Source organism: Nocardioides sp. NPDC047086, assembly GCF_040643685.1.
Classification (GTDB): domain Bacteria; phylum Actinomycetota; class Actinomycetes; order Propionibacteriales; family Nocardioidaceae; genus Nocardioides.
In genome coordinates this window covers 18,418-44,110 of the sequence record NZ_JBEYUV010000020.1, presented here as the reverse complement: position 1 = coordinate 44,110, position 25,693 = coordinate 18,418, and the positions used below count along the sequence as shown (strand labels likewise).

General features: G+C 69.8%; 19 protein-coding genes. 4 read left to right on the top strand and 15 right to left on the bottom strand.

All coding sequences use genetic code 11. The features are described from left to right. Window positions 1-164: 164 nt before the first annotated feature. The 3 genes from kstD (at window position 165) to ABZ796_RS15675 (ending at window position 4,445) form a co-directional block, all read left to right on the top strand. Window positions 165-1,859 carry a 3-oxosteroid 1-dehydrogenase gene (gene kstD / locus ABZ796_RS15685; protein ID WP_357338025.1) on the top strand — a complete coding sequence of 565 codons (1,695 nt, stop codon included), beginning with the start codon at window positions 165-167 and terminating at the stop codon, window positions 1,857-1,859. After that, window positions 1,859-2,821: a MaoC/PaaZ C-terminal domain-containing protein gene (locus ABZ796_RS15680; protein WP_357338024.1), complete on the top strand. Its 963-nt coding sequence runs from the start codon at window positions 1,859-1,861 to the stop codon at window positions 2,819-2,821. The genes kstD and ABZ796_RS15680 overlap by 1 nt, the downstream gene beginning before the upstream one ends. A gap of 157 nt (window positions 2,822-2,978) precedes the next feature. Beyond that, window positions 2,979-4,445 carry an FAD-binding protein gene (locus ABZ796_RS15675; RefSeq protein WP_357338022.1) on the top strand — a complete coding sequence of 489 codons (1,467 nt, stop codon included), beginning with the start codon at window positions 2,979-2,981 and terminating at the stop codon, window positions 4,443-4,445. 496 nt (window positions 4,446-4,941) lie between these two features. Here ABZ796_RS15675 and pulA read toward each other — a convergent pair whose 3' ends face one another. The 11 genes from pulA to ABZ796_RS15620 form a co-directional block, all read right to left on the bottom strand. Next, window positions 4,942-10,269, bottom strand: coding sequence for a pullulanase-type alpha-1,6-glucosidase (pulA, locus tag ABZ796_RS15670; RefSeq protein ID WP_357338020.1), 5,328 nt, complete (start codon window positions 10,267-10,269; stop codon window positions 4,942-4,944). 87 nt (window positions 10,270-10,356) lie between these two features. After that, window positions 10,357-11,760 (bottom strand): alpha-amylase family protein, encoded by a 1,404-nt coding sequence (locus ABZ796_RS15665; protein ID WP_357338018.1) that lies wholly within the window; start codon window positions 11,758-11,760, stop codon window positions 10,357-10,359. Between the two features lie 162 nt (window positions 11,761-11,922). Next, window positions 11,923-13,089, bottom strand: a complete 1,167-nt coding sequence (locus ABZ796_RS15660) for a lipid-transfer protein (protein WP_357338016.1) — start codon at window positions 13,087-13,089, stop codon at window positions 11,923-11,925. Then, entirely contained in the window at window positions 13,086-13,478 is a 393-nt protein-coding gene (locus tag ABZ796_RS15655; RefSeq protein WP_357338014.1) for a MaoC family dehydratase, read from the bottom strand. Before ABZ796_RS15655 ends, ABZ796_RS15660 begins: the two co-directional genes overlap by 4 nt. After that, the gene (locus ABZ796_RS15650) at window positions 13,478-13,882 is read right to left on the bottom strand and encodes an OB-fold domain-containing protein (RefSeq protein ID WP_357338012.1); all 405 of its coding nucleotides are present in this window, start codon (window positions 13,880-13,882) and stop codon (window positions 13,478-13,480) included. The genes ABZ796_RS15655 and ABZ796_RS15650 overlap by 1 nt, the downstream gene beginning before the upstream one ends. Next, window positions 13,879-14,430, bottom strand: coding sequence for a MaoC family dehydratase N-terminal domain-containing protein (locus ABZ796_RS15645; RefSeq protein WP_357338011.1), 552 nt, complete (start codon window positions 14,428-14,430; stop codon window positions 13,879-13,881). The genes ABZ796_RS15650 and ABZ796_RS15645 overlap by 4 nt, the downstream gene beginning before the upstream one ends. Continuing rightward, a complete protein-coding gene (locus tag ABZ796_RS15640) occupies window positions 14,427-16,607 on the bottom strand; it encodes an acyl-CoA dehydrogenase (protein WP_357338009.1) in 2,181 nt (726 codons plus the stop codon). The genes ABZ796_RS15645 and ABZ796_RS15640 overlap by 4 nt, the downstream gene beginning before the upstream one ends. A 51-nt stretch (window positions 16,608-16,658) precedes the next feature. Further along, on the bottom strand, window positions 16,659-17,057 hold the full coding sequence (locus ABZ796_RS15635; protein WP_357338008.1) for a hypothetical protein: 399 nt from the start codon (window positions 17,055-17,057) through the stop codon (window positions 16,659-16,661). A gap of 12 nt (window positions 17,058-17,069) precedes the next feature. Then, window positions 17,070-17,810 (bottom strand): right-handed parallel beta-helix repeat-containing protein, encoded by a 741-nt coding sequence (locus ABZ796_RS15630; protein ID WP_357338006.1) that lies wholly within the window; start codon window positions 17,808-17,810, stop codon window positions 17,070-17,072. Then, window positions 17,759-18,748: a right-handed parallel beta-helix repeat-containing protein gene (locus tag ABZ796_RS15625; protein WP_357338004.1), complete on the bottom strand. Its 990-nt coding sequence runs from the start codon at window positions 18,746-18,748 to the stop codon at window positions 17,759-17,761. Before ABZ796_RS15625 ends, ABZ796_RS15630 begins: the two co-directional genes overlap by 52 nt. Window positions 18,749-18,836: 88 nt before the next feature. Continuing rightward, window positions 18,837-20,963 (bottom strand): acyl-CoA dehydrogenase, encoded by a 2,127-nt coding sequence (locus ABZ796_RS15620; RefSeq protein ID WP_357338003.1) that lies wholly within the window; start codon window positions 20,961-20,963, stop codon window positions 18,837-18,839. Between the two features lie 162 nt (window positions 20,964-21,125). Here ABZ796_RS15620 and ABZ796_RS15615 point away from each other — a divergent pair, with 162 nt between their 5' ends. Continuing rightward, window positions 21,126-21,761 (top strand): TetR family transcriptional regulator, encoded by a 636-nt coding sequence (locus ABZ796_RS15615; protein ID WP_357338001.1) that lies wholly within the window; start codon window positions 21,126-21,128, stop codon window positions 21,759-21,761. A 119-nt stretch (window positions 21,762-21,880) separates the two neighbouring features. On the opposite strand, the gene ABZ796_RS15610 is transcribed toward ABZ796_RS15615, so the two are convergent. From ABZ796_RS15610 to ABZ796_RS15595, 4 genes are all read right to left on the bottom strand, one after another. Continuing rightward, entirely contained in the window at window positions 21,881-22,687 is an 807-nt protein-coding gene (locus tag ABZ796_RS15610; RefSeq protein WP_357337999.1) for a hypothetical protein, read from the bottom strand. A gap of 10 nt (window positions 22,688-22,697) precedes the next feature. Further along, window positions 22,698-23,852: a hypothetical protein gene (locus tag ABZ796_RS15605; protein ID WP_357337998.1), complete on the bottom strand. Its 1,155-nt coding sequence runs from the start codon at window positions 23,850-23,852 to the stop codon at window positions 22,698-22,700. A gap of 193 nt (window positions 23,853-24,045) precedes the next feature. After that, window positions 24,046-24,804, bottom strand: a complete 759-nt coding sequence (locus ABZ796_RS15600) for a glucose 1-dehydrogenase (protein WP_357337996.1) — start codon at window positions 24,802-24,804, stop codon at window positions 24,046-24,048. After that, window positions 24,804-25,691: an SDR family NAD(P)-dependent oxidoreductase gene (locus ABZ796_RS15595; protein ID WP_357337995.1), complete on the bottom strand. Its 888-nt coding sequence runs from the start codon at window positions 25,689-25,691 to the stop codon at window positions 24,804-24,806. Before ABZ796_RS15595 ends, ABZ796_RS15600 begins: the two co-directional genes overlap by 1 nt. Window positions 25,692-25,693 lie beyond the last annotated feature (2 nt).

The window sequence follows — 25,693 nt, the reverse complement described above, 5'->3', positions numbered from 1 at the left end:
GATGTCCTCGGGCGGCGCGGGTCGTGCGCTGCCGATGGATCAATCCTAGAACACGTTCCAGTTTTGTCGAGTCCCCGGGCGTGTTTCGTCGACTGTCGTCTATGGTAGAACGTGTTTCAGTTCTTAGATAGCACCGGCTGATCGCACGAGGTTGAGGGAGCACCATGGGACGAACCGACGAGGAGACCTACGACGTCGTGGTCGTGGGCGCCGGAGGCGCCGGGATGACCGCCGCGCTCGCGGCCGCCCGCCGTCACGGGCTCGAGACCGTCGTCATCGAGAAGAGTGCGTACTTCGGTGGATCGACTTCGCGCTCAGGCGGCGGGGTCTGGATCCCGCGCAACCACGCCCTCGAGGCGGCCCACCAGAAGGACTCCCCCGAGGCCGCCAGCCTCTACCTCGAGTCGATCGTCGGCGACGTCGTGCCCAGTGAGCGCCGCGAGACGTTCCTGGACCGTGGCCCGGAGGTGCTCTCCTTCGTGTGCGAGAAGACGCCGGTGCGGTTCAAGTGGGTCCCCGACTACGCCGACTACCACCCCGAGGCCCCCGGCGGCCGCGGCGCCGGCCGTTCCGTCGAACCGGTCCCGCTCGACGCCCGGGTGATCGGCTCCGAGCTCGACCGGCTGCACCCGCCCTATACGAAGTCGCCGGTCAACATGGTGGTCACCCAGGCCGACTTCCGAAAGATCAGCCTCGGCATGCGCACGATCAGGGGCCCGATCACGATGGTCAAGATCGCGGTCGCCCGGATCCTCGCCGGCCTGCTCGGCAGGAAGATGTACGCCATGGGCGCGGCGCTCGCGATCGGGCTGCGCAAGGGGCTGAGCGAGGCGGGTGTCCCGATCCGCTACGAGACCGAGCTCGTCGGCCTCGTCACCGAGGGCGGCCGCGTCGTCGGCGTCGAGGTGCGGAAGGGTGAGTCCGGTCCGACCAGCGTCATCCGGGCGCGCCGCGGCGTGATCCTCGGCTCCGGTGGCTTCGAGCGCAACCTGGAGATGCGGGAGAAGTACCTGCCCGCGCCGACGTCGGTCGAGTGGACCACCGGCGCCTTCTCCAACACCGGCGGCGGGATCCTGGCCGGGATCGCGGCCGGCGCCGACACCGACCTGATGGACGAGTCCTGGTGGGGCCCCACGATCCCGTTCCCGGGGCGGCCGTGGTTCGCGCTCGCCGAGCGCAACCTGCCCGGCTCGATCATCGTCAACGGTGCCGGCAGGCGGTTCATGAACGAGGCGCTTCCCTACGTCGAGGCCGTGCACGAGATCTATCGCGGCCAGGAGAGTGGCATCTCGCACGTGCCCGCCTGGCTGGTCTTCGATCAGCGCTACCGCAACCGCTACATCTTCGCCGGGCTGGGTCCGGGCCAGCCGTTCCCGGGGCGCTGGCTCAAGGACGGCGTCGTCGTGAAGGCCTCCACGGTGGTGGCACTGGCCGAGAAGATCGAGGTGCCCGCCGACGGCCTGCGCGAGACCCTGGCCCGTTTCAACGGCTTCGCCGAGTCCGGTGTCGACGAGGACTTCCATCGCGGCGAGTCGACCTACGACAAGTACTACTCCGACCCCACCGTCAAGCCGAACTGCTCGCTCAACGTCATCGACCAGGCGCCGTTCTACGCCGTCAAGATGGCCCCCGGCGACCTCGGCACCAAGGGCGGTTTGGTCACCGACGAACGCGCCCGCGTGCTCCGCCCCGACGGCTCCGCCATCGAGGGCCTGTACGCCGCCGGCAACGCCTCCTCCGCCGTCATGGGCCGCACCTACGCCGGCCCCGGCGCCACCATCGGACCGGCCCTGGTCTTCGGCTATCTGGCCGCCGAGGACTGCGCTCTGAAGGCTGTCTCACCCGAGCAGGGCAACTGATGCCCATCGACCCCACCAAGGCCATCGGCGCCTCGCTGCCCTCCCAGTCGTTCTCGTGGACCTCGTCCGACGTGCTGCTCTACCACCTCGGCATCGGCGCCGGCTCGCGTCCCGGTGACGCGACCGACCCGGCGGCGCTGCGCTATACCCTGGACTCCGAGGCCCTGACCGTGCTGCCGTCCTTCGGGGTCGTGGCGCCCACCTTCCACGTCACCGAGCCGCCCTCGCTCGACCTGCCGGGCTGCGACATCGACCTGGCCTCGGTGCTCCACGGCTCCCAGGAGATCAGGGTCGACGGCCCGATCCCCACCTCCGGCGAGGCCGTCGTCTCGACCCGGATCGTCGAGGTCTGGGACAAGGGCAAGGCGGCCGTCATCGTCCAGGAGGGCGTCGCCGCGACTCCGTCCAGCGACCCGCTGTGGACGGTCCGGAGCTCGATCTTCGTACGCGGGGAGGGCGGCTTCGGGGGTGAGCGCGGGCCCTCGACCTCGCTGCCGGTTCCCGACCGAGCGCCGGATGCGGTGGCTGCGTACGACGTCACGGAGCAGCAGGCGCTGCTCTACCGGCTGTGCGGCGACCGCAACCCGCTGCACGCCGACCCCGGTTTCGCCGCGAAGGCCGGATTCCCGAAGCCGATCCTGCACGGGCTGTGCTCCTACGGGATCGTCCTGCGCGAGGCGACCGGCCTGCTCCTGGACGGCGACGCGACCCGCGTGGCCGGGTTCGGCGCGAGGTTCGCCGGGATCGTCTTCCCCGGCGAGACGATCTCGATCGAAGCCTGGGACGAAGAGCCGAAGATCCTGATCAGAGCCACGATCTCCTCGACGGACCCGGCCCGCGACGGCGCCCCCGTCCTCGCCGACTGCTACCTGGAGGCGACCGGAGCGAGGTCGCGCGGCGAGCTTGCTCGTCCGCTTGCGCCGAGCGAGGGAGCGACCGAGCGAAGCGAGGAGGTGCGATGAGCCGCGTACGTCGGTCGAGCCGGATTCGTGAGGAACGAGCGAATCCGTGTCGAGACCAACACAGTCGATCCGCGTCCCGTGAGGGCTGTGTTGGTTTCGACACGCCTCCGCCTAACGGCTCCGGCGGCTCAACCAGCGGGAGGCGGGTGCGATGAGCATGAGCGGCACAGCGCTCCCTGACGTACTCTCCCCCGCCGACGTCGAGGAGCGCTTCGGCGGCTGGTCGGAGGAGACCGACGTGATCGTGGTCGGCTTCGGCGTGGCCGGCGGCGCCGCGGCGCTGGAGGCGGCCCGGGCCGGCGCCCGCACGATCCTCCTCGAGCGCGCCGCCGAGCCCGGCGGCACCTCGGCGATGGCGGGCGGCCACTTCTACCTCGGTGGCGGCACCGCGGTGCAGAAGGCGACCGGGATCGAGGACTCGGCCGAGGAGATGTTCAACTACATCCACGCGGTCTCCAAGGAGCCCGAGGACGACAAGATCCGGGCCTACTGCGACGACTCGGTCGAGCACTTCGACTGGCTCGAGGCGCTCGGCTTCGAGTTCGAACGCACCTTCTGGCCCGGCAAGGCCGTCATCCAGCCCGGCACCGAGGGGCTGATGTACACCGGCAACGAGAAGGTCCACCCCTTCCGCGACCTCGCCGTCCCGGCACCGCGCGGCCACAAGGTGCCGGTTCCGGGCGACACCGGCGGCGCCAAGCTGGTCGTCGACCGGATGGCCGACCGCCTGGCCGAGACCAGCGCGGAGATCCGCTACGAGACCGGGGCCACCAACCTGGTGATCGACGACGGCCGGGTCGTCGGCCTGGCCTGGCGCCGGTTCGAGCAGCGCGGCGCGATCCGGGCCAAGGCGGTCGTCCTCGCCGCCGGCGGCTTCGTCGGCAACGGTGACATGGTCGCCGAGCACACGCCCCGGCTCGGCGAGAAGCTCTTCCCGCTGGCCTCCACCTACGACGACGGTCTCGGGCTGCGCCTCGGCGCCTCGGCGGGCGGCCGCTGGCGGTTCATGGACGAGCCGTTCCAGACCGCGCCGTTCTACCCGCCCTCGATCCTGCTCACCGGGATCATCGTCAACAAGCACGGCAAGCGGTTCGTGCCGGAGGACTCCTACCACGCCCGTACGGCCGCCTTCGTCATGGAGCAGCCGGACTCGGCCGCGTTCCTGATCGTCGACTCCGCGCACATCGAGCACCCGAAGATGCCGCTGTGCCCGTTCATCGACGGCTGGGAGACGGTCGAGGAGATGGCGGCCGGCCTGGGCGTACCCTTCGACGCCCTGAACGCGACGCTGACCTCCTACAACACCCACGCCGCCGACGGCGAGGACCCGGAGCTCCACAAGGCACCGGAGTGGACCGAGCCGCAGGACACCGGTCCGTGGGGCGCCTACGACCTCTCCCTCGGCAAGGCGCTGTACGCCGGGTTCACCATGGGCGGTCTGGCGACGACCGTCGACGGAGAGGTACGCCGCGAGGACGGCTCCGCGATCGCCGGCCTCTACGCCGCCGGCGCCTGCGCGGCCAACCTCGCCCAGGACGCCAAGGGCTACGCCTCCGGCATGCAGCTCGGCGACGGCTCCTACTTCGGACGACGGGCCGGGAGGCATGCTGCCGGACTGGGCTGACCGGCCCAGGCGACGGGCCCAGGTGACGGGCCTCACAGACGCGGCGCGTTCGGCGAGGCCACCCGTCGGCCGACTCCGGCGCCCGACTATCCTTGACAGACGCGCACGAGGCGAACTGTTGCCATATCACATATCTGCCCAGACGTGAATGGCCACGGTAAAAATTGGGACCTTCGACCCTACGCGCATCGAGAGCTCGGCTGGTTATGTATACGCGACGCCGCGGGCATCGCCGGTGCTGCCGCTCCCGACGCGTCCGCAGGCCCTCGTTCCCCACTCGACGCCTGTCGCCGAACTAGCCGAAAGGAATCCCCATGTTCGACTTCCGGAGCCCGGCCGGCCTCATGGTCATCGCCGCCCTGGTCGTCATCGCACTTGTGGTGGTCGGCGCTATCGCCGGCAACAGCCCTTCCTGATCCTGAGCTTCCTGGCAAGGAAGCCGCTGGCCCCGGCTCGATGAGCCGGGGCCGCGTCTGTTCTGTCTCGTTCGTCCGGCTCAGCGCGTGAAGACCGCCACCGTCCGGGCCGGCACCGTGAAGGTGCCCGAGCCCGCCTCGAACGAGGCCGACCTCACGACCGCGTCCGTGCCCTCGGCCTGGGTCGGGTGCAGCCGGTAGCCGGCGCCCGCGGCCTCCTTCACCCGCTGCTGCTGCGTCGTCGTGGTCGCGTTGAGGACGACGACGAGGTCACCCAGACGCATGGTGATGACACCCGGCGTCTCGTCCTTGCCCGAGAGCGGGAAGCTGAGCTTCTCCTGGACCTGGCCGGTGGTGGCCAGGTGGAAGGCCGGCTCGGTCGTACGGATCCTCAGCAGGTCCTGATAGGCGGCCGAGGCACCCTCGATGTCCGCGCAGTCGGGGCCGGCGGCCGAGGCGAGCAGCGGCTTCGCGTAGGGCCACTTGTCGCGGTTGTCGGTGGCCGGCGGCAGACCGCGACCGAAGCCGTTGCCGTCCTCGCAGTCCCAGTGGATGGCGTTGAACCAGTCCCCGGAGTCGTAGGAGTTGCGGTCCAGCGACTTCGAGCGCAGCAGGTCGGTGCCCGCCTGGGAGAGCGCCGGACCCTGCGAGAGCGCGGCCGTCGCCATGGCGAGCACCTGCATCCGGGAGCGGTCCGCGGTGCTGGTCAGGGCGGGCAGCTTGAAGGTGAGCGCGTCGTAGAGCGACTCGTTGTCGTGGGCGTCGGCGTAGGCGAGCGCGTCTCCCGGCGCGGCCGCGTACCCGGCCGGCGAGCCGTTGTAGTCGACCTCGGCCCCCTTCACCTGGCGGCCGTGGGTGTCGGTGAAGGTGTAGTCCGCGAGGTTGCCGGACAGCCCGACCTTGATCAGGTCCTGGTAGTGCATCAGCCGGGCCCGCTGCTCCGCCTCGGAGCCGTTGGCGGTCGAGGAGTTGGGATCGGTGTAGAGGCCGCTCGCGAACCCCTGGACACCCGGATCGGCGTCGAACGGGCCGCCGCCGCGTACGGCATCTCGGGCACGGTCGCTGAAGGTCGCGATGCCGGTGCCGGCCATGTTCTTCTGGGTGGCCTGGACGAAGCGGGCGTCGTCGGCGATCTCACCGAAGTTCCAGCCCTCGCCGTAGAGGACGATGCTCTTGCCGTCGACCCCGTCCTTCTCGAGGGTGAGCGCGTCGAGGGCCTCGCGGACGGCCAGGATGTTGGCCTTGGGGTGGTGGCCCATCAGGTCGAAGCGGAAGCCGTCGACCTTGTACTCCTTGGCCCAGGTCACGATCGAGTCGACGACGAGCTTGCCCATCATCGCGTTCTCAGGAGCGGTGTTGGCGCAGCAGGTGGAGTTGGCCACCGAGCCGTCGGCGAGGAGCCGCTGGTAGTAGCCGGGCACGATCTTGTCGAGCACGGACGTCTTCGCCTGGCCGCTGCTGGTGGTGTGGTTGTAGACCACGTCCATGACGACGCGCAGGCCGTCCTCGTTGAGCGCCTTCACCATCTCGCGGAACTCCACGGTGCGGTCGGCGCCGTCCGGGTCGGTGGCGTAGGAGCCCTCCGGGACCGTGTAGTGGTAGGGGTCGTAACCCCAGTTGTACGCATCCCCCGCGGCTGCCGCGGCGACGCACTCCTGCTGCTTCTCGCTGTCCGGGGCGTACGACTCGAGGTCGCAGTCCGGGGTGGCCTGGTCGCTCTTCTCCTCCGGGATGGTGGCGATATCGAAGGCCGGCAGCAGGTGGACGTACGACGTACCGGACTCCGCCAGCTCGCGCAGGTGCTTCGAGCCGTCGCTGTCCTTGTCGGCGAAGGCGAGGTAGCCGCTCGGGTGGTCGCTGGTCTCGTCCTCGACGGAGAAGTCGCGGATGTGGAGCTCCTGGATCTGGGCGTCCTTCATGGCCACGGCCTTCGGCTTCTTCAGACCGGTCCAGCCCTTGGGGGCGAGCGCCCTGTCGCCGAGATCGACGAGGAGACTGCGTTCGGAGTCGGCGGTGAGCGCGACCGAGTACGGGTCGGTGACCTTGTTGGTGACGACCTTCTGCACGCTCGGTGCCCACACCGTCACGAGGTAGCGGTACTCCTTGCCGCGCCAGGCCGAGGCGGACCCGGTCACGGACCAGACGCCGCCGGCGTCGTCGCGACGCATCGGCACGGTCTTCCCGCCGACCTCGAGCTTCACCGTGTGCGCCGTCGGCGCCCACACGGACAGCGTGACCCTGCCGCCCTTGAACACCGGCCCGAGCGAGGCCTTCTTCGCCTTCGCGGCGTAGAGGTCGTCGAGGATGCCCTGCGTCTGGACGCCGGTGCCCGTGACCAGGGCGCCGTTGCCGAGACGCTGGGTGAGCACGACCTGGCCGGCGAGCGCCTCCCGGATCCGGTCGCGGTCGCGAGGATCCACGGTGAAGGCGGCGTACTCCTTCAGGTGCGGGAACCGCGCCTTCTGCGCCTCGCTCAGCGACGCGGCCTGGAGCCGCAGCCAGCGGCCCTCGCTGCTGAGGGCACCCTCCTCGACGCTGATGCCGCCGTCGCGGTCGTAGGCCAGCTGGGTGGACAGCGCCGAGCCGCTGGCCCTCTCCTTCGGCAGCACGACGGTGGTTTCGTCGATCCACTGTGCGTGCGCCTTGGCGAGGTCGAGCTCGGGGGCCGAGCCGACCGAGGGGAGCAGATAGCCGGTGTCACCGGAGTTGAGCCAGACCTCGTGGCCGTACGTGGTCAGGTCGAGCGAGCGGTCGTTCGGGATGTCCTTCTCGTCGCCCTTGTGGACGATGTAGTTGAGCGAGGTGGCGCCGTCGACCAGCGGCACCTCGAAGGTGACACCGTAGGCGTCCTCGCCGGTGGGCTGCAGCGGCTTGGACCACTCGGTCGGGGTGGCCGCACCGGTCCAGGTGTGCAGGCCCCAGCCGGCGTAGTCGCCGTCGGCGCGGTGCAGGTGGATGACGGCCTTCGACGTGTCGGGCGCCGGGTAGACCCCGTCGGGCCTGGTGGTCTGCTGGCCGTCCCTGCCGGCCTCGACCCAGACCTCGCCGGTCTCGGCGAGGTCGATCGTCCGCTGGGCTCCGTCGGCGGTGCCGTCCTTCTCGAGCGTGTACGTCACCGAGGACGCGCCGTCGGCTAGCTTCACCCACGCGAAGGTGCCGTAGGCGTCGCGGCCGCTGAACCTGCCGCCCTGATCGCCGGCCCGCAGGGTCCAGCCGCTGTAGTCGCCATCGGCGCGCCGGTAGTGCACAACGGCGTAGTCCCGGTCGACGGCGCTCGGATTCTCGGCCTCAGGGACCGCTCCGGCCGTCGTCTCGGCGAGGTCGCTCGCGGTGCGCCCGTCGCGGTCGACCACCACGGCCTTGTAGCGCAGGGCGGTGCCCTCGGCGACGGCCGCAGGGACGTACTGGGTGATCTTGTAGGGGGCGTGGTCGACGGAGCCGAGGGTGCGCCACTTCCCGTTGCCGATCTGGGCGGCGAAGACGACGCGGGCGCCGGCGGTCTTTCCCGGGTCGGCGGTGAGGGTGACCATGCCGGTGGCGCCGGCCTCCGGGGCGTTCAGCGAGAGCGCGGGCCTCACGTCGGCCTTCGGGAGCTCGTCCTCGGCGCGCAGCACGACCGAGGAGAGCGCGGGGACGGTGACCTCGAGCTTCCCGTCGACCGCCTCCGGGGTGGCCTCGCCGCCGTAGACCGCCTGGAAGGCGGCCGACTCCACCGGCAGCGTGACGGTCTTCGCCTCTGTCGCGTTGTTGACCGCGACGACGTACTCACGGTCCTCGCCGGTGCGCGAGAAGGCATAGACGGAGTCCGCGGCGTAGAGCTCCTTCTGGACCCCGTCGGTCAGCGCCGGGTGGTCCTTGCGGAGCTTCGCCAGCGCGGCGATCGCGGTGTAGATCGGGTGGCTGGTGTCGTACGCATCCACCGCATGGGTGCGGTCGGTGCCGAGCTGGTCGTCGTCGAGGTAGTCGGCGACCTTCGAGGCGAACAGGGTCTGACGGGCGTCCTTGTCACCGCCGGCGCCGGTGAAGCCCTGCTCGTCGCCGTAGTAGACGACCGGGTTGCCGCGGGAGAGGAACATCAGCTCGTTGGCGAGCCGGGCACGCTGGACCAGCTCGGCGTCGGTCGCGTCGGGGTGGTCGGCCGCGAGGAAGGTGCCGATCCGGCCCATGTCGTGGTTGCCGAGGAAAGTCACCTGCTCGTAGGCGTTGGCCTTGTCGGTGGCGTACTTGTAGTCGTCGGCGAAGACTCCTGCGAGCCGGTCGACCGGAGCGCCCAGCGAGGCGTAGGCGCGGGCCGCGTCCTGGAGCGGGAAGTCGAGGGTGGCGTCGAGACGGCCACGGGTGACGTACGGAGAGGTGACGTCGCTGTCGGCGGAGTAGACCTCGCCGAACATGAAGAAGTCCTCGCGACCCTGCTTGGCGGCGTAGGCGTCCAGGGCGGTCGCCCACTCGGTCCAGAAGTCCAGGTCGACGTGCTTGACGGTGTCGATGCGGAACCCGTCGATGTCGAAGTCGCGGACCCACCGCTGGTAGATCTTCGTCATCCCCTCGACGACCTCGGGGCGCTCGGTCCACAGGTCGTCCAGGCCGCTGAAGTCGCCGTAGGTGGTCGACTCGCCCTCCCACGTGGAGTCGCCGCGGTTGTGGTAGAGCGTCGGGTCGTTGAGCCAGGAGGGCACCATCTCGCCGGTGCTCGCCGGGGTGTAGGGGAACGAGTCCTCGTCGACCTTCACCCCGTCGGAGGCCGGGTCGGCGTCGTCGAATGGACGGCCCTCGGAGTCGAGGTAGGGGAAGGCACCCTTGGGGCGGTAGCCGTACGTCTTCTCGGCGTAGTCGACGGTGTCGGCGGTGTGGTTGGTGATGACGTCGAAGAAGACCTTCATGCCCTTGGCGTGGGCCGCGTCGATGAGGGTCTCGAGGTCCTCGTTGGTGCCGAAGTGCGGGTCGACCTGGGTGAAGTCGGTGATCCAGTAGCCGTGGTAGCCGGCCGAGGCGTTCGCGCCCTCGCCCTGGACGGGCTTGTTCTCGAAGATCGGCGCCATCCAGATCGCGGTGGTGCCGAGGCCCTTGATGTAGTCGAGCCGCTCGGTCAGACCCTGCAGGTCGCCGCCCTGGTAGAACCCCTTGTCGGCCGGGTCGAACCCGGTCGACATCCGGGTGCCGGTCAGGCCGCCCTTGTCATTGCCGGTCTCGCCGTTGGCGAACCGGTCGGGCAGCACGAAGTAGAACTGCTCCTTCGTCGCGTCGTGACGGGCCGGCTCGGCGGCCAGCTTCGCGTCCGAGGGTGGCTTCGGCGCGGCGGCGGTCGCCGGGGCCGATGTCGCCGTCTGCAACGCCGTGGCGAGCAGTGCGGTCGCGAGCGCGGTCGCGACCATCCGGGGCGCGCCGTGTGCGCCACTTCTTCGATTCACCGGTGGGGCCTCTCTGGGTTGGGCGGGGTCAGGTGGCCGACCGTCCGGCACCCCTGCGTTCGGGTGCCGGACGGTCGGCGCAAGGGGTCAGCTGCAGGTCATCGCGCCGACGTGCAGCGCGAGGGCCGTGTTGGACCCGAGGGTGGCGGTGAACTGACCGGAGCCGTTCACGGTGACGTTGTTGCCGGTCTGTACGTCGCAGTAGGTGCCCGCTGCCAGCGACGTCTGGAAGGTGCGGGTCAGCGAGGAGGACTCGTGGTTGATCGCGACGTACGCCTTGCTGCCGCGACCGAAAGCGATCTGGTCGCCACCGTTGTCCCACCAGTTCGTGACGGACTGGCCGCGGGCGGTGTTGCGGAAGGCGACCATCTTCTTGATCTCCGGCCAGGCGTGCTGGCACTTCCAGCCGTTCTGCCAGCAGGCTGTGACCGCGCCGGCGTTGGGCGGGCCGGCGTCCTTGTCGCTCCACTCGTAGCCGGAGTTGATGTCGGGCGAGCCGTAGGGCCAGGCCAGCATGAAGACGTTGGCCAGGGTGTAGTTGGCGCCGTCCTTGTAGTTGAGGGTGTCGCCGCCGCGCTCGGTGTCGTGGTTGTCGACGAAGACCGCGGAGCTGCCCGAGGCCATGTAGCCCCAGCCCTCGCCGTAGTTCTTCAGGTAGGCGAGGTTCTCGTTGTTGAAGACGCGCTTCAGGTCGCGGGCGTAGCGGAACTCCTGGACGTCGCCGTTGCCGAGGTACTCGCTGGGCGAGACCGCCTCCCCCGCGCCGAAGATGGCCTCCTGCTTCCAGTAGACGTTGGGGTTGCTCAGCCGCGACTTGATGTTGGCCAGGTCGGAGGCGGCCATGTGCTTGGCGGCGTCGATCCGGAAGCCGTCGACGCCGAGCGAGAGGAGGTCGTTGAGATAGCCCGCGATCTTGCCGCGGACGTAGTCCTCGCCGGTGTCGAGGTCGGCGAGACCGACCAGCTCGCACTCCTGGACGTTGGTGCGGTCCTGGTAGTTGCTGATCGTGGCCGTGCAGTTGTCCAGGTCGTAGCTCGAGTAGAGGCCGGGGTAGTCGTACTTGCTGTACGACGAGCCGCCGGTGCCGGTCCCGGAGCCCGCGGACATGTGGTTGATGACGGCGTCGGCGACGACCTTCACACCGGCGGCGTGGCAGGTGTCGACCATGTTCTTGAAGGCGGTGCGGTCGCCCAGCCGGCCCGCGATCCTGTAGCTGACGGGCTGGTAGGACGTCCACCACTGGGCGCCCTGGATGTGCTCCTGCGGCGGGGACACCTGGACGTAGCCGTAGCCGGCCGGGCCCAGGGTCGTGGTGCATTCTTTGGCCACCGATGCGAAGTTCCATTCGAACATCACCGCGGTGACGTCCTTGGTTCCCGGTGGCGCGGCCTGTGCGGGGGTGGAGAACGGGATGGTGAGCGCGGCAGCGGCTCCCGCCGAGAGGGCAAGTGCGGCGGCCATGGCCCTTCTCCCGATGAACTGTCTGGCCATGGTTCCTCCTGCGTCGAAGGCTGAATCTTGCTGCAAGATCTTGCAGAGAGACCGTAGAGTGATCACCATCACACGTCAACCCTCAGGAGTGCACAGAGAGAACTTGCACCGTCAGAACGAGATCTGACGGTGCAAGTGTTTGCGCAATCTTTCAGCGCGAGGTCAGGAGGAGGTCAGCACCAACCCGCTCGTGGGTACGCCGGTGCCCGCGGTGACGAGCACATGGGCGGCGCCGGCGACCTGGTTCACGGAGGTGCCGCGCACCTGACGTACGCCCTCGGCGATGCCGTTCATGCCGTGCAGGTAGGCCTCGCCGAGCTGGCCGCCGTGGGTGTTGATCGGGAGGCGGCCGCCGAGCTCGATGGCTCCGTCGCGTACGAAGTCCTTCGCCTCTCCCCTGGCGCAGAAGCCGAGCTCCTCGAGCTGCATGAGTACGTAGGGGGTGAAGTGGTCGTAGAGGACGGCGGTGTCGATGTCGGCCGGGGTGAGGCCGGACTGGCGCCAGAGGTCCTTGGCGACCACGCCCATCTCCGGGATGCCGATCTCGTCGCGGTAGTAGGAGGTCATCACGTACTGGTCGGCGGCGCTGCCCTGGGCGGCCGCGGCGATCGTGACCGGCGGGTGGGGCAGGTCGCGGGCGCGCTCGGGGCTGGTGACGACGATCGCGACCGCGCCGTCGGACTCCTGGCAGCAGTCGAGCAGGTGCAGCGGGTCGGCGATCAACCGGGAGGCCTGGTGGTCCTCGAGCGTGATCGGCTTCTGGTAGAAGAACGCGTTCGGGTTGGTCGCGGCGTGGCGCCGGTCGGCGACGGCGACCGCTCCGAAGTCGGCGCTGGTCACGCCGAAGTCGTGCATGTAGCGGCGCGCCTGCATGGCGACCGTCGCCGCGGGCGTGCTGAGGCCGAGCGGGTAGGTCCAGGAGTTGTCGATGCCGTTGGTGTTGACCTGCTGCGCGGCCCAGGGCTGCACCTGGCCGAAGCGCTGGCCCGAGCGCTCGTTGAAGCCGCGGTAGGCGACGACGACGTCCGCGACCCCGGTCGCCACCGCCATCGCGGCCTGCTGGACCGTCGCGCAGGCCGCGCCGCCGCCGTAGTTGATCCGGGAGAAGAACCTCAGGTCACCGAGACCCAGCTCGCGCGCGAGGGCGATCTCGGAGCTGGTGTCCATGGTGAACGTGGTCAGCCCGTCGACGTCTGCCGGCTCGAGGCCGGCGTCCTTCAGGGCGGCTCTGGTCGCCTCGACGCTCAGCTGGAGCTCGGAGCGGCCGGACTCCTTGGAGAACTCGGTCGCACCGATACCGACGATCGCGGCCTTCTTGCTCAGACTCACGCGGCGACCCTCACGGTTCCGGTCACGTGCGCACCGAGGGAGACCGCGCCGGTGACGGTGATCGTGGCGATCCCGTCGCTGACGTCGGTGACCTCGCCGGAGAACGACAGCGTGTCGTAGGGGTAGGCCGGGGCACCGAGGCGGATCGAGATCCCCTTGATCTGCACGTCGGTCCCCGCCCAGTCGGTGACGTAGCGCTCGCACAGCGCCGTCGAGGTGAGGATGTTCATGAAGATGTCCTTCGAGCCGGCTGCCTGGGCCCGGTCGCGGTCGTGGTGCACGTCTTGGAAGTCGCGCGTCGAGAGCGCGGTCGAGACGACCAGCGTCGGGGTGATCGGGAGCTCCCAGAGCGGGATCTCGTCGCCGACCTTCACTGTGCCGACCTTCATCATGGCCTCCTCCAGATCGGGAGCGTCAGCTCCTCGTCAATGACGTTCCAGTCGACGACGAGCCGTTCGCCGATCCGCAGGGCGTCCTGGCCCTCGGGCGGCACGCCGGTCACCTCCGCCACCATGCGTACGCCCTCGGGCAGGTCGAGAAGCGCCACCACCAGCGGAAGCTCCTTGCCGGGGAGCTTCGGGGCGTGGATGACGGTGAACGAGTAGACCGTGCCCTCGCCGCTCGCGACGACATGGCCGCGGTCGTAGGCCTCGCAGCTCAGGCACGCGGGCCCCGGCGGGTGTCGCAGGGTGCCGCAGGCGTTGCAGCTCTGGATCCGCAGCTCCTGCTTGGCGGCGCCATCGAAGAAGTACGCGTTGTCCCGGCCGATCACCGGCCGCACCGGGCCGCTCATGCCGCACCGCCCTTGGCCTTGGGGATGCGCCGTATCGAGCTTGTCGAGATGAACTTGAGGACGCGGAACAGCATCGTCGCGACCCGCTCCTCACCGACGTACCAGGTGCTTCTCGAGGTCACGAAGTAGCCGACGCCCATGCCGGTGCTCTTCGGGCCGACGACGGAGTCGAGCGCGGTGGTGACGCGGACCTGCTCGCCGACGCGGAGGTAGCGGTCGTAGCTCTGCTCGGAGTTGGTGCCGAGGACGCCGTTGAAGCCGGCGTCGGTGAGCACGTTCATCATCGCGTGGAGCGGATCGCGGTCGGGATGACGACCGCCCTGGCCGTACATCGTCCACACCTGCGCCATCGACGGCGGCGCCTCGCCCTGATGGAAGCGCTCGGACTCCAGACCCATGGCCTCGAGCCAGTTGTTGATCGTGGGCTGGTTGACCAGGTCACGAGCCTCGCGCTCGGCGGCCTCGCCCCACGCCTTGACCTCCTCGGCGGCGGCCATGATCTTCTCGTGGATCGCGTCGTCCACCAGCGACTGCTCCGGCGCGCTCATCGCGGCACCCTCGGCATCCCGAGACCGAACATCGCGATCAGCTCGCGCTGGACCTCCTGGACGCCGCCACCGAAGGTGAGCACGAGGTTCCGCTTCGCTTGGGCGTCGAGGTAGTCGAGCAGACTCTTCGTGACCGGGTCGCCTGGATCGCCGTGTCGATGGACCAGCGCGATCAGGTCGGCGAGCAGGTGCTGAACCTGGTCGGCGGCGAAGACCTTCGAGGAGGACGCGTCCGCGACCTCGATCTCGCCCGCCTCGGCCGCTCGGGCCACCTCCCAGTTGAGCAGCTCGTTGACCCGGAAGACGGCGGTGGTCTTCCCGATCAGCGCGCGTACGTCCGGACTGTCGGTGACACCCTGGGCCGTGGCCCAGCGCAGGACCCGGTCGCGCAGACCCTCGATCCGCCCAGCCGGGCCGAGCATGACGCGCTCGTGGTTGAGCTGGGTCGTGATCAGCTTCCAGCCCTTGTTCTCCTCCCCCACCAGCATGTCGGCGGGGACCCGGACGTCGTTGAAGTAGGTCGCGTTGACGTGGTGGGAGCCGTCGGCGGTGATGATCGGGGTCCAGGAGAAGCCGGGGTCGGTGGTGTCGACGATCAGGATCGAGATGCCCTTGTGCTTCGGGGCGTCCGGGTCGGTGCGTACGGCCAGCCAGATGTAGTCGGCGGCGTGACCGCCGGTCGTCCACAGCTTCTGACCGTTGACGACGTAGTGGTCGCCATCGCGGCGTGCGGTGGTGCGCAGGGAGGCCAGGTCGGTGCCGGCCTCGGCCTCGGAGTAGCCGATCGCGAAGTGCACCTCACCGGCGAGGATCCGGTTGAGGAACGTCTCCTTCTGCATCGAAGTGCCGTAGCGGATCAGCGTCGGGCCGACGGTCTGCAGGGTCACCGCCGGCAGGTGCACATCGGCGTACTGCGCCTCATTGGCGAAGATCGTCTGCTCGACCTCGCCGAGGCCGTGGCCGCCGTACTCCTTGGGCCAGCCGACCCCCATCCAGCCGTCGTCGCCGAGCTGCTTGATGAGCTTCTGGTACGTCGGGCCGTGCCGGTCCCAGGAGCCCTCGGGTCCGGGGTCACCCGGCTCGCCCTCATGCGAGAGCCCGGCGAAGTAGGTCCTGACCTCGGCCTTCAGCGACCGCTGCGCCTCGGTCAGCTCGAGGTTCTTGGCTTCGGCGGTCTCGACGGGGACCGACGAAGCCGGCGTGTCGAGCAGGTGGGCGATGTCGGTGCCCCAGGTGGTGAACCCGAGCAGCGGGTAGGTCACGTCGACCCCCATGCCGCCGTGGAGGTGGTGGCAGGTGCGGAAGGCGTACGGCGCGACCTGGCTGGCCCAGTAGGCGGCGACCTTCAGGTCGACCGTGGCGGCTCGCTGGTCCGCGATGGCGGCGACCGCGTTGTCGGCGGCGAGGTCGAGCGTGCGGGAGGTGACGTAGACGTCGGCCATCTGCAGCGCGACCGCCTGGAACTGCGCGAGGGCTCGGCCGAACTGCTGCCGGTCCTTCACGTAGGCGGCGGTGAGATCGCGCGCACCGGCGAGCACGCCTGCGGCGCTCACCGCCAGGCCGGCGGTCGCGAGAGCGGTCAGGGCCTCGAAGGCACCCTCGCCCAAAGGGTCGGCCGGAGCGTCCTCGAGCACGACAGTGTGCTGCGGCACCTCGCCCGACACGCTCGCGGGCGCCAGCGTGACACCCGGCCCGCTCGGGTCGACGAGCACCACCACCGCCTCACCGGTGTCGGCGGAGGTCGCGGTGACCAGGAGGTGCGAGCTCTCGGCGGCGTACGTCACCTCGGTCCGGCGCCCACTCACCGTGCCGTCCCGATAGGTCGCCGACGGGGTCTGGGGCCGTCCCGGCTCGAGCCATGCCGGGGTGAGCAGGGTCTCGCCGCCGGCCACCCCGGGCAGGATCGCGGCCTGCTGCGCCGGCGTACCGTGGCCCGCGAGCGTCAGCGCGCCGACGGCGAGCGTCTCCCAGACCGGCACGCGGACCGCATGGCGACCCGCCTCCCGCAGCAGCACAGCGATCTCGGTGAGGCCGAACCCCTCACCACCCTGGGCCTCCGGCACGGGCAGTGCGGTCAGGCCGGCGCTCGCCCAGGCCGACCAGTCACCCCGGTCGGACTCGCGGGCAAGGACCTCGGCCACCACGCTGCGTACGGCATCGAGCGTCTCGTCTCCCATGCCGAAACTGTAACGTGTTCTACTTCGAGGCGCGAGGGTCGGCCTACAGATTCAGAGGATCAGGTTGCCCAGATCACGGACGATCTGCTGACCGATCTCGGCTGCGCCCTGGTTCGCACCTACGACGGCACCGGTCGCGATCCCCGCGACCACGCCCTTGAGGTAGTTGATGCCCCGGCGTACGACGGTGCGATCAGGCTCCTCCTTGGCGACCTCCGCCAGAACCACCCGGCCTTGGACGACCGCGTCGTTCAGATCGTCCTCGGGGAGCCCGAGGGCGCCGAGCTGCTTCAGCACCTGAGCGACGACCGTCGCGATGTCCTCCCCCGCACCCACCGAGATGGACTGACGCTGGACGCTCTTGTGGTTGCCCATCGCCATCTGCCCGTTGAAGTCCCCGAAGAACATCGGCTCGTTGTAGATGTTCCCGCCCTCACCGCTGCCGCTCATCGACCTTCTCCCTCACGTCTCTGGATCTGCTCCACGGACTCGTTGCCCGTGGCGATCTGCCCGCTGAACTCCTTGAAGAAGATCGGGGTGTTGTAGATGTTCGTCACCTGCGCGACGATCTGGTCCTTCGCGCTCGCGGCGCTGGTCGTGATCGTCCGAAGCGAGGAGGTCAGTCCGACGACACGTACGTAGTCGTTCTTGGTCACCGCGAGCCCGGCGGCCGCCGTCGGTGCACCCGGCGATCTGACCACTGCACTTGTCGAGCAGACGGAAGCCGATGTCCGCCGCGTCCTTCACCGTGGTGTCTCTGACGTCGACGAAGGCGTCATGGAGCCCGATGACGCCGATCGCGCCGGGTCTCAGGAGCCGGCTGCCGTCGAGCACCAGTGTGCTGGTGGCCATCGCGATCATCCCGAACGACTCCAGGTCGCGCAGCTCGGAGCTCTTCACCACCAGGCTCGCCGAGCCCTGGACGCCGGCCCCGGCCCCGGAATCCGCCACGACGCTCTCCGAGATCGTCAACCGGGCCTCGTCCACCACCGAGACGGCGAGCGGGCGGCACTCGCTGAGCATCGCCCGATCGAACCTCCCCACCGAGGTCCCGCGGGCGTCCAGCCCGACCGGGGTGTCGGTCACGATCAGCTCGTCGAAGGTCGCCGACGAAGCCCCCAGGAGCCGGACACCGGCGAAGCTGAGCCGGTTCAGCCGACAGTCCCGGAAACGGCCCTCCGCCCCTTCGACGACGATCCCCACCGAGGCGCCCTCGAGCGTGCAGCGACTGACGTCGACCGTGCCCCAATGACCCACCTCAGCGCCGTCACCCTTGATGAACACCCCGATCGTCCCGGGTCCCGGATGACGCAGTCGCTGAAGGTTCCAGCGCCCCGCTCGGAGATGTTGACGCCGGTCTCCACACAGTCCAGGAACTCGCAGTCGTTCACGGTCGGGTTCGCGCCCGAGCGCGACGAGAACGCGTGCCTGGCCTGGCGCACCGTCACGTTGCGTACGCTTCCGGCCGCGACCTCGGCGAAGCCGATCGCGGTGCCGGTGTCCTCGATGATCGTGCCGTCGATCTCGGCCCGCGCGGCGGCGCCGATGACCGCAACCATCGTGTCGTAGCAGGAGACGAAGCGCCCCGAGTGGATCGTCGCCGACGAGCCTGCCTCGACACACACCGCGCTGTGACGAGGACGCTCGATGCGGCAGTCGCGAACATCGAGGCGCGCGCCCTCGATCACCGCGATCGCGTTGTCCGGACAGTCGAACAGCTCACAGCTCCCGACGGTCCCCACGGCTCCGGCGAAGAGGACGCGTCCACCGCGGAAGGTGGAGTCGCGCGCCTCGACCCGGGTGCCCGGTGCTGCCCACAGAGCGATGTGGCCGCGGGTCTCGACGTCGATGTGGTGTGCTTCGAGCGACCCACCCCGACAGACGACCGCCTCCCCGGCATCGGCTTGGAACCGCAGCCCAGCCAGTCGCCCCATGCCGTCGCTGTCGAGAACCTGGCCCGCGGTCGAGCGGATCGTCACCGATCCGGGATCCCGGGCGATCAGCGACACATTTCCACGCACGACCAGCTGCTCGTCGTAGGTCCCCGGCTCGATCAGGATCCTGGTCTCCCTGAGCGAGCCGGCAGCCTCGGCGAGCGCCGCCCCGATGGTGGCATGGCCACGTCGCGCCCTGCCCGTCACGCGCATCGTCCTCACCGACAAGCGCCGCCTCCCTGGGTACAAGGTTCGACCCGAGCAGCCTAGCGGCTCGCGGCTGTGCCGCCGCGGACTATCTGGGCAGGCCGAGGATCTGCTCGGCGGCGACGTTGCGGAGCACCTGGGTGGTGCCGCCCGCGATCGAGAGGCAGCGGGTGAGCTGGGACTCGTGCAGATCCTCACGCACCTGCGGGTCGTCGGTGAGCGCCAGCGGGCCGAGCAGGTCGACCACGAGCTCGGAGGCGTCCTGGCGGTTGCGTACGGTCAGGAGCTTGGCCACCGACGACTCCGCACCGGGCCCGCGGCCGGCGAGCGCCTTGAGCGTGGAGCGGAACCCGAGCAGCGCGCAGACCGTGGAGAGGGCAACGGCGTGACCGACCCGAGCCAGGTCGGCCTCGCCTCGCCCGGTCGCGAGCGCGACGGCGCGCTCGACGCTGCCGCCGAGGTTGGTCGAGGCCATCGCGACCCGCTCGTTGGCCAGCGTCGTACGCGCCAGGCGCCAGCCGCCGTCGACCTCGCCGACGACGAGCTCGTCAGGCACGAAGACGCCGTCCAGGAAGACCTCGTTGAAGAGGGCGTCCCCGGTCAGCTCGCGCAGCGGGCGCACGTCGATCCCCTCGCTGCGCATGTCCACCAGGAAGTAGGTGATGCCCTTGTGCTTGGGGACGTCGGGGTTCGTGCGCGCCAGGCAGATCGCCCAGTCGGCCTCGGCCGCGAGCGATGTCCACACCTTCTGGCCCGTCAGCCGCCAGCCGCCCTCGACGCGCTCGGCACGGGTGGCCAGAGAGCCCAGGTCGGAGCCTGCGCCGGGCTCGCTGAAGAGCTGGCACCAGATGATGCCGCCGCGCAGCGAGGCCTCGACGAACCGCTCGCGCTGGGCGTCGGTGCCGTGCTTCAGGATGGTCGGCACGGCCCAGCCGGCGATCTTGATGTCGGGACGAGACACGCCTGCGGCCGCCAGCTCCTCGTCGATGACGAGCTGCTCGACAGGGCCGGCACCGAGACCGTACGGAGCGGGCCAGTGCGGCGCGAGCAGGGCCGCGTCGACGAGCGCATCACGGCGCTCCGCCTCGGGGAGCGCGGCGATCGCGGCGACCCTCTCCTGCACCCGTGGACGCGTGTCCTCGTCCTTGCCGTCCAGGTCGACCCGCACCGAGCGGCGGGTCCCGGCCACGGCGTGCCTCGCCAGCTCGACCGCATGGGCGTCGCCGCCACCGAGGAGGCTGCGCAGGGCGACCGCGCGGCGCAGGTAGAGGTGGGCGTCGTGCTCGAAGGTGAAGCCGATGCCGCCGAGGACCTGGATGCAGTCCTGCGCCGCCCGGACCGCTCCGTCGAGGGCGGTGACGCCGGCGACCTCGGCCGCGAAGGTCCACTGGTCGACGGCACCGTCCTCGGCCGCGGCGGCCGCGTCCCAGGCGGTGGCGGCCACCGCCTCGGCGGTCTCCAGCATCTGCGCGCACAGGTGCTTGATCGCCTGGAACGACCCGATCGGCGCCCCGAACTGCTCGCGCACCTTCGCGTACTCCACAGCCGTCGTCAGGCACCACTGCGCGAGCCCGGAGGCCTCGGCAGCAGCGAGCGTGAGTGCCGTACGCCGCACCGCCTCGCCGCGCAGACCCGGGACCTCGACGGCCTCGCCGGCGTCGATGTCGACGTGCACCTCGGCGGCCCGCTTGGTCAGATCGGGACCCGCGTGAGGGCGTACGTCCGCCCGCTCGGCCGCCACGAAGAACCAATGCTCCTCGCCGTCGGCGCCACGGGCACCGAGCAGGAGATGGTCCGCTCCCCCACCGTCGTAGACGACCGGGATCGTCCCCTGGAGCCGCTCGCCGAGCTCGAGGACCGGGTCGAGCGCGATCCCGCAGCCGCCGGCGGCGACGGCGCCGATCACGTCGTCGAGCCCGGCGGCCCCCGCATGGAAGGCGGCCACCGCGCTGCCGAGCAGCGGGCCAGGAAGCAGCTCATGGGCGCATGCCTCGAGCGCGACGGCCGCGTCCAGCAGGGTCCCGCCGCCACCGTTCGGCTCGGGCGCCGCGATGGCGGCGACACCGTACTCCTCGACGCCTCGCCACACCTCGCCGAAGTCCGCGTCGGCGGAGCCCTCGGCAGCACGGGCGAGCGCGATGCCACCCAGCCCCTTGGCCCAGTCGCGCAGGCTCTCGCTCAGGGCTTGATGGTCGTCGGTGATGCCGATCGGCACAGGAACCTCCTACTATTTCCGTGGCCTTCTGGAATAGAGACTGATGTAGAACGTGTTACAAGTCTAGACTCACGGAGGAACGTGTTTCACTCTCGGGCGCCGATGCGGTTAGCCTGAGATCCACAGATCGAGATCCGGTCATAGTCCTAGGGGGGACAACCAGTGACGTCCGTCAGCACGGAGCCACGAGAAACCGACGGCCCGACGCCGGCCACCGCACCCACCGGCGGCTCCGCGGCCCAGCGAGAGCGCCGCCGGCGCATCCTCGACGCCACGATCACGCTCGCCGCCGAGGGTGGCTTCGACGCCGTGCAGATGCGCGCCGTCGCGGAGCAGGCCGAGGTCGCGCTCGGCACCCTCTACCGCTACTTCCCCTCCAAGATCCATCTGCTGGTCTCAGCGCTGGCGCGCGAGTTCACCAAGGACGTCGACCGCTCCGCCATCCGCGCGACGCCGGGCGACACCGCCCACGAGCGGATCATGTACGTCCTCAACCGCCGCACCCGCGCCCTGCAGAAGCAGCCCAAGCTCACCGAGGCCCTGGTCCGCGCCTTCATGTTCGCCGACCAGTCGGTGACCGGCGAGATCCACGAGGTCGGCACCAGCCTGACCACCGTCATCTCCCGCGCCATGCACGGCACCCCCGATCACGGAGAGGTCACCGAGGAGGAGGCCGCCATCATCCGGATCATCTCCGATGTATGGCTCTCCGCGCTCATCTCCTGGGTCACCGGCCGCATGGACGCCGAGGACGTCGAGAAGTCGATCGACGTCGCCGTACGCCTCCTGCTCCGCTGACCCGCCGAGACGTCACCCCCGTCGGCCGAGGCGTCACTAAGGTCGGTCGAGTCGGCATCACGGTGACGTCTCGAGCGACGTACGTGACGCCTCGGCTTGCGTTGTGACCACTCGGTCGATCAGCAGTCGGCCGGTATCCCGATCGCGTCCACTTCCTCGGGCGTCATCGCGCGCTTACAGGCAACGCTCCAGGTGGCGCCGTAAGGGCGGTCATCGATGAGACCCGTGATCGCGAAGGGACGATCGCCAGGGGCCTTGATCGTCATCGTCTCGCGCTTGCCGTGATCGACATAGTCGGCCTCGAGCATCCACTCACAGGTCGGTCCCTGACTGGTCGCCTCGATCGAGATCACCACCGTCTCGCCCTTGGCCAGCGTGACCGTGCCGTCGTCGAAGTACGCCGTGCCGTCATCTGCCGAGATCAGCTGCGGGACCTTCGCGTCGATAGCCGCCTTCAGCTCGATCTTCGTGCCTTCACCCTGCGGGACGTCCTCCACGATCGTTCCGGCCTCGAGCCGCTCCGTGCAGGGTCCGGTCCTCTCCGGACGCAGGTCGGTGATCACCACCGGGTCGCTGTGGCGCCCGACGAGAGTCACCTCCCAGGTGATGTAGCCGGCGGCGTACCACTCGTGCTCAGCCTCCCACTCGGGGTCGTTGACGGAACTCGTCGCATCGGCCCGGTCATCGAACTGCGCCGATTCGGGGTCCGGGATCAGTACGCGACCGCTCAGCGGCTGACGGCGTACGTCCACGACCTTGATGCCGTCGCCCGGCTCGCTCCATCCGTCGGGCAGCAGACCGGCGAACAGGCTCTGCAGACCCGAGCTGAAGGTCGCCCCCAGGGCGACCAGGATAACGCCGACGACCCACGTAGCGGGCTTCGTCAGCAGCGACGCCACCCGTCCGCGCCCATCGCGCGGACGCACGTCGCCCCCGTCAGGCCCTTGTTTCGACATCAGTGCGCGCCCCTCTCGAGAGTCGATGGGAGATCGCTACGGCGACCCCGGTCGTCCAGCCGAAGCAGGCAGCGAACCTCACCCCGTCGGCGGCTATCTCGAACCCCCAGTAGAGCGCCGATCCAGCGAACTCCTCCTGCTGCACCAGGGCGCCCTCGAGCAGACCGACGACCGCCGCCAGCACAGCCACCACACCCCAGCACTGGACGAGGATGGACAACACGCCCGGCCCTCCCCTGCGAGGCCAGCGCGCCACGATCAGCAGCATCGCCAGCCACACCAGCAGCACCAGAGCGATCGAGCTCAACGTACGCGGCAACCACACCGAGGTCTCGAAGCTGCCGGTGAGCGCATGCGGGTTGTGCGGCGGCGACAGGCTCGCGTGAGCGAACCAGACCAGGCGAACCCACGCCTGTCGCGAGTCGACGGCCACCCCGTACGGATCCGCGTCCGGACCGTAGTCCCAGACGAACCCGCCGACGAGGGCCAGCACGAGGATCGGCAACACGCTCCAGGTGGCGATCCGCGCCGCCCGGGCTCTTCCGTAGACGTCTTCCGAGGCGTCGCCTTCGACGGAGTCTTCTGTCCCAGCATCGCGGAGGACAAGCGCGGCGATCTTGGCGAACGCCGCCGCTGCATAGGCGGCGTAGCCACCGAACACGCCCACGACCAGACCGAGCCAGATCCCATCGTCGGGTAACGCCCAGATGACCGTCGGCAAGGAGGCCAGCCCGCCGCGCACCTCCAGGACGGTCTGGAGGACCACGAAGAGATTCGTCAGGCCGCCCGCGAGGACGCTCGCACACAGCACCCGTCCGGCAACCGCGTAGGCGCCGTCCGAGGCGGTCCGCACACTCGCATAGACCAGGACGACGAGCAGCACGACGAACACCACCGTCGGCCAGGCGGAGGCAGGCGCGACGGGGTACCCGTCATCCATGACGGCCGATCCCCACAGGAATGAGAATGCGTCCACCAGCCGGCCCAGCACGTCGCCGAACCAGGCGTGCCCGCGCGTGCTCCAGAGCGCCGAGATGTCGCCGACGTAGACCGGGATCGCGAGGGTCAGGCTGTAGAGGAAGGCGAAGACACCGAGCACCACGACGGTGGTGAACGCACTACGTCGTCGCGACATGTTCTGATGGCCTTCGGTTAGCCCCCCGGTGACTGAAACCTGCCCGGCGAAGTATGCCGGAGACCGACCCCGTGCGTGGCCGACTCACCCATGCCGAGGCGTCAGCCCCGTCGGCCGAGCTGGCACCACGGTGACGCCTCGGCCGACGTACGCGACGCCTCGGCCGACCGGGGTGACGCCTCGACTGACGGGGTCAGCCGCCGTAGGCGTGGGTGGCGGTGGCGCCGCCGTCGATGGCGATCTCGGCGCCGGTGACGAAGCCGGACTCGTCGGAGGCGAGGTAGACGTAGAGCGGGGCGATGTCCTCGGGGTGGCCGACGCGCTTGAGGGCGACCTTGGCGGCGCCGAACTCCATGGCGGCATCGTCGGCGCCGACGCCGCGGGTCATGGGCGTGTCGATCATGCCGGGGTGGACGGAGTTGACCCGGATGCCGCTGGGGCCGAGCTCGAGGGCGGCGGCCTTGGTCATGCCGCGGATGGCGAACTTGGTCGAGGTGTAGCCGGCCACGAACGCCATCCCGGCCAGGCCTTCGATCGAGGAGGCGTTGATGATCGAGCCGCCGCCGTTCTCCTTCATCGTGGAGATCACCGAGCGCATCCCGAGGAAGCAGCCGAGGGTGTTGACCCGCCACAGCAGCTCGAACTCCTCGACCGGCTGGGTCAGGATCTCGCCGAAGCGCAGGATGCCGGCGTTATTTGCGAGAACGTTGACCGGGCCGTACGCCTCGGCGGTCTCGGCCACCAGCGACGTCCAGGACTCCTCCGAGCTCACGTCGTGGTGGACGAAGAGCGCCGACTCCCCCAGCTCCTCGGCGAGCAGCTTGCCGGGTTCGTCGGCCACGTCGGCGATGACCACCTTGGCGCCCTCGGAGACGAAGGCGCGCGCGATGGCGGCTCCCTGCCCCTGCGCGCCACCGGTGACGATCGCTGTCTTGCCCTGCAGACGTGCCATCACTGCTCCTCTTGGTCTCTCAGCTTGAGCTGCATGATCGAGTCGGCCGAGAACCCGGCCGCGGGGTCGCGGTCGGCGAACCAGCCGCCGACCTGCTTGTCGAGCGAGTCGAGGTCCCAGGCGGCGTTGTCGAAGCGCTCAGCCACCGTGGGCGGCGCGAGGACGGCGATCATCCCGCCGTAGACGACGAAGACCTGCCCGGTGACCGCGGCGGCGGCCGGCGAGGCGAGATAGGTGACCAGCGGCACCACGTGCTCGGCCCCGTAGGAGTCGCCCGTGAGCACGCCCTCGGTCATCGCGGTCGCGGCCCGCGGGCAGATCGCGTTGGCGCGTACGCCGGAACGGCCCATCGAGCGGGCCGTCGACATCGTCAGCGCGGTGATCCCGGCCTTCGCGGCGCCGTAGTTGGCCTGTCCGGGAGGCCCGGCCAGGAACGCCTCCGAGGAGGTGTTCACCACTGCGGCGTCGACCGGTGCGCCCATCGACTTCGCGACCGAGCGCCAGTGGGCCGAGGCGTTGCGGGTCAGTAGGAAATGACCGCGCAGATGGACGCGTACGACAAGGTCGAACTCCTCGTCGGACATGTTGAAGAGCATCTTGTCGCGGGTGATGCCCGCGTTGTTGACCACGATGTCGAGCCCGCCGAAGCCGTCGACGGCCGCGGCCATCATCGCGTCGGCGGTGGCACGCTCGCTCACGTCGCCGGCCGCGATCACCGCCTCGCCACCGAACCCGCGGATCTCCTCGGCCGCCTCTTCGGCAGCGCCGGGGAGATCGTTGAGCACCACCCGCGCGCCCGCCCGGGCCAGCGCGACCGCCTCCGCGCGCCCCAGACCCGCTCCGGATCCGGTGACGATCGCGACCTTGCCGTCCAGATCTACGCTCACGT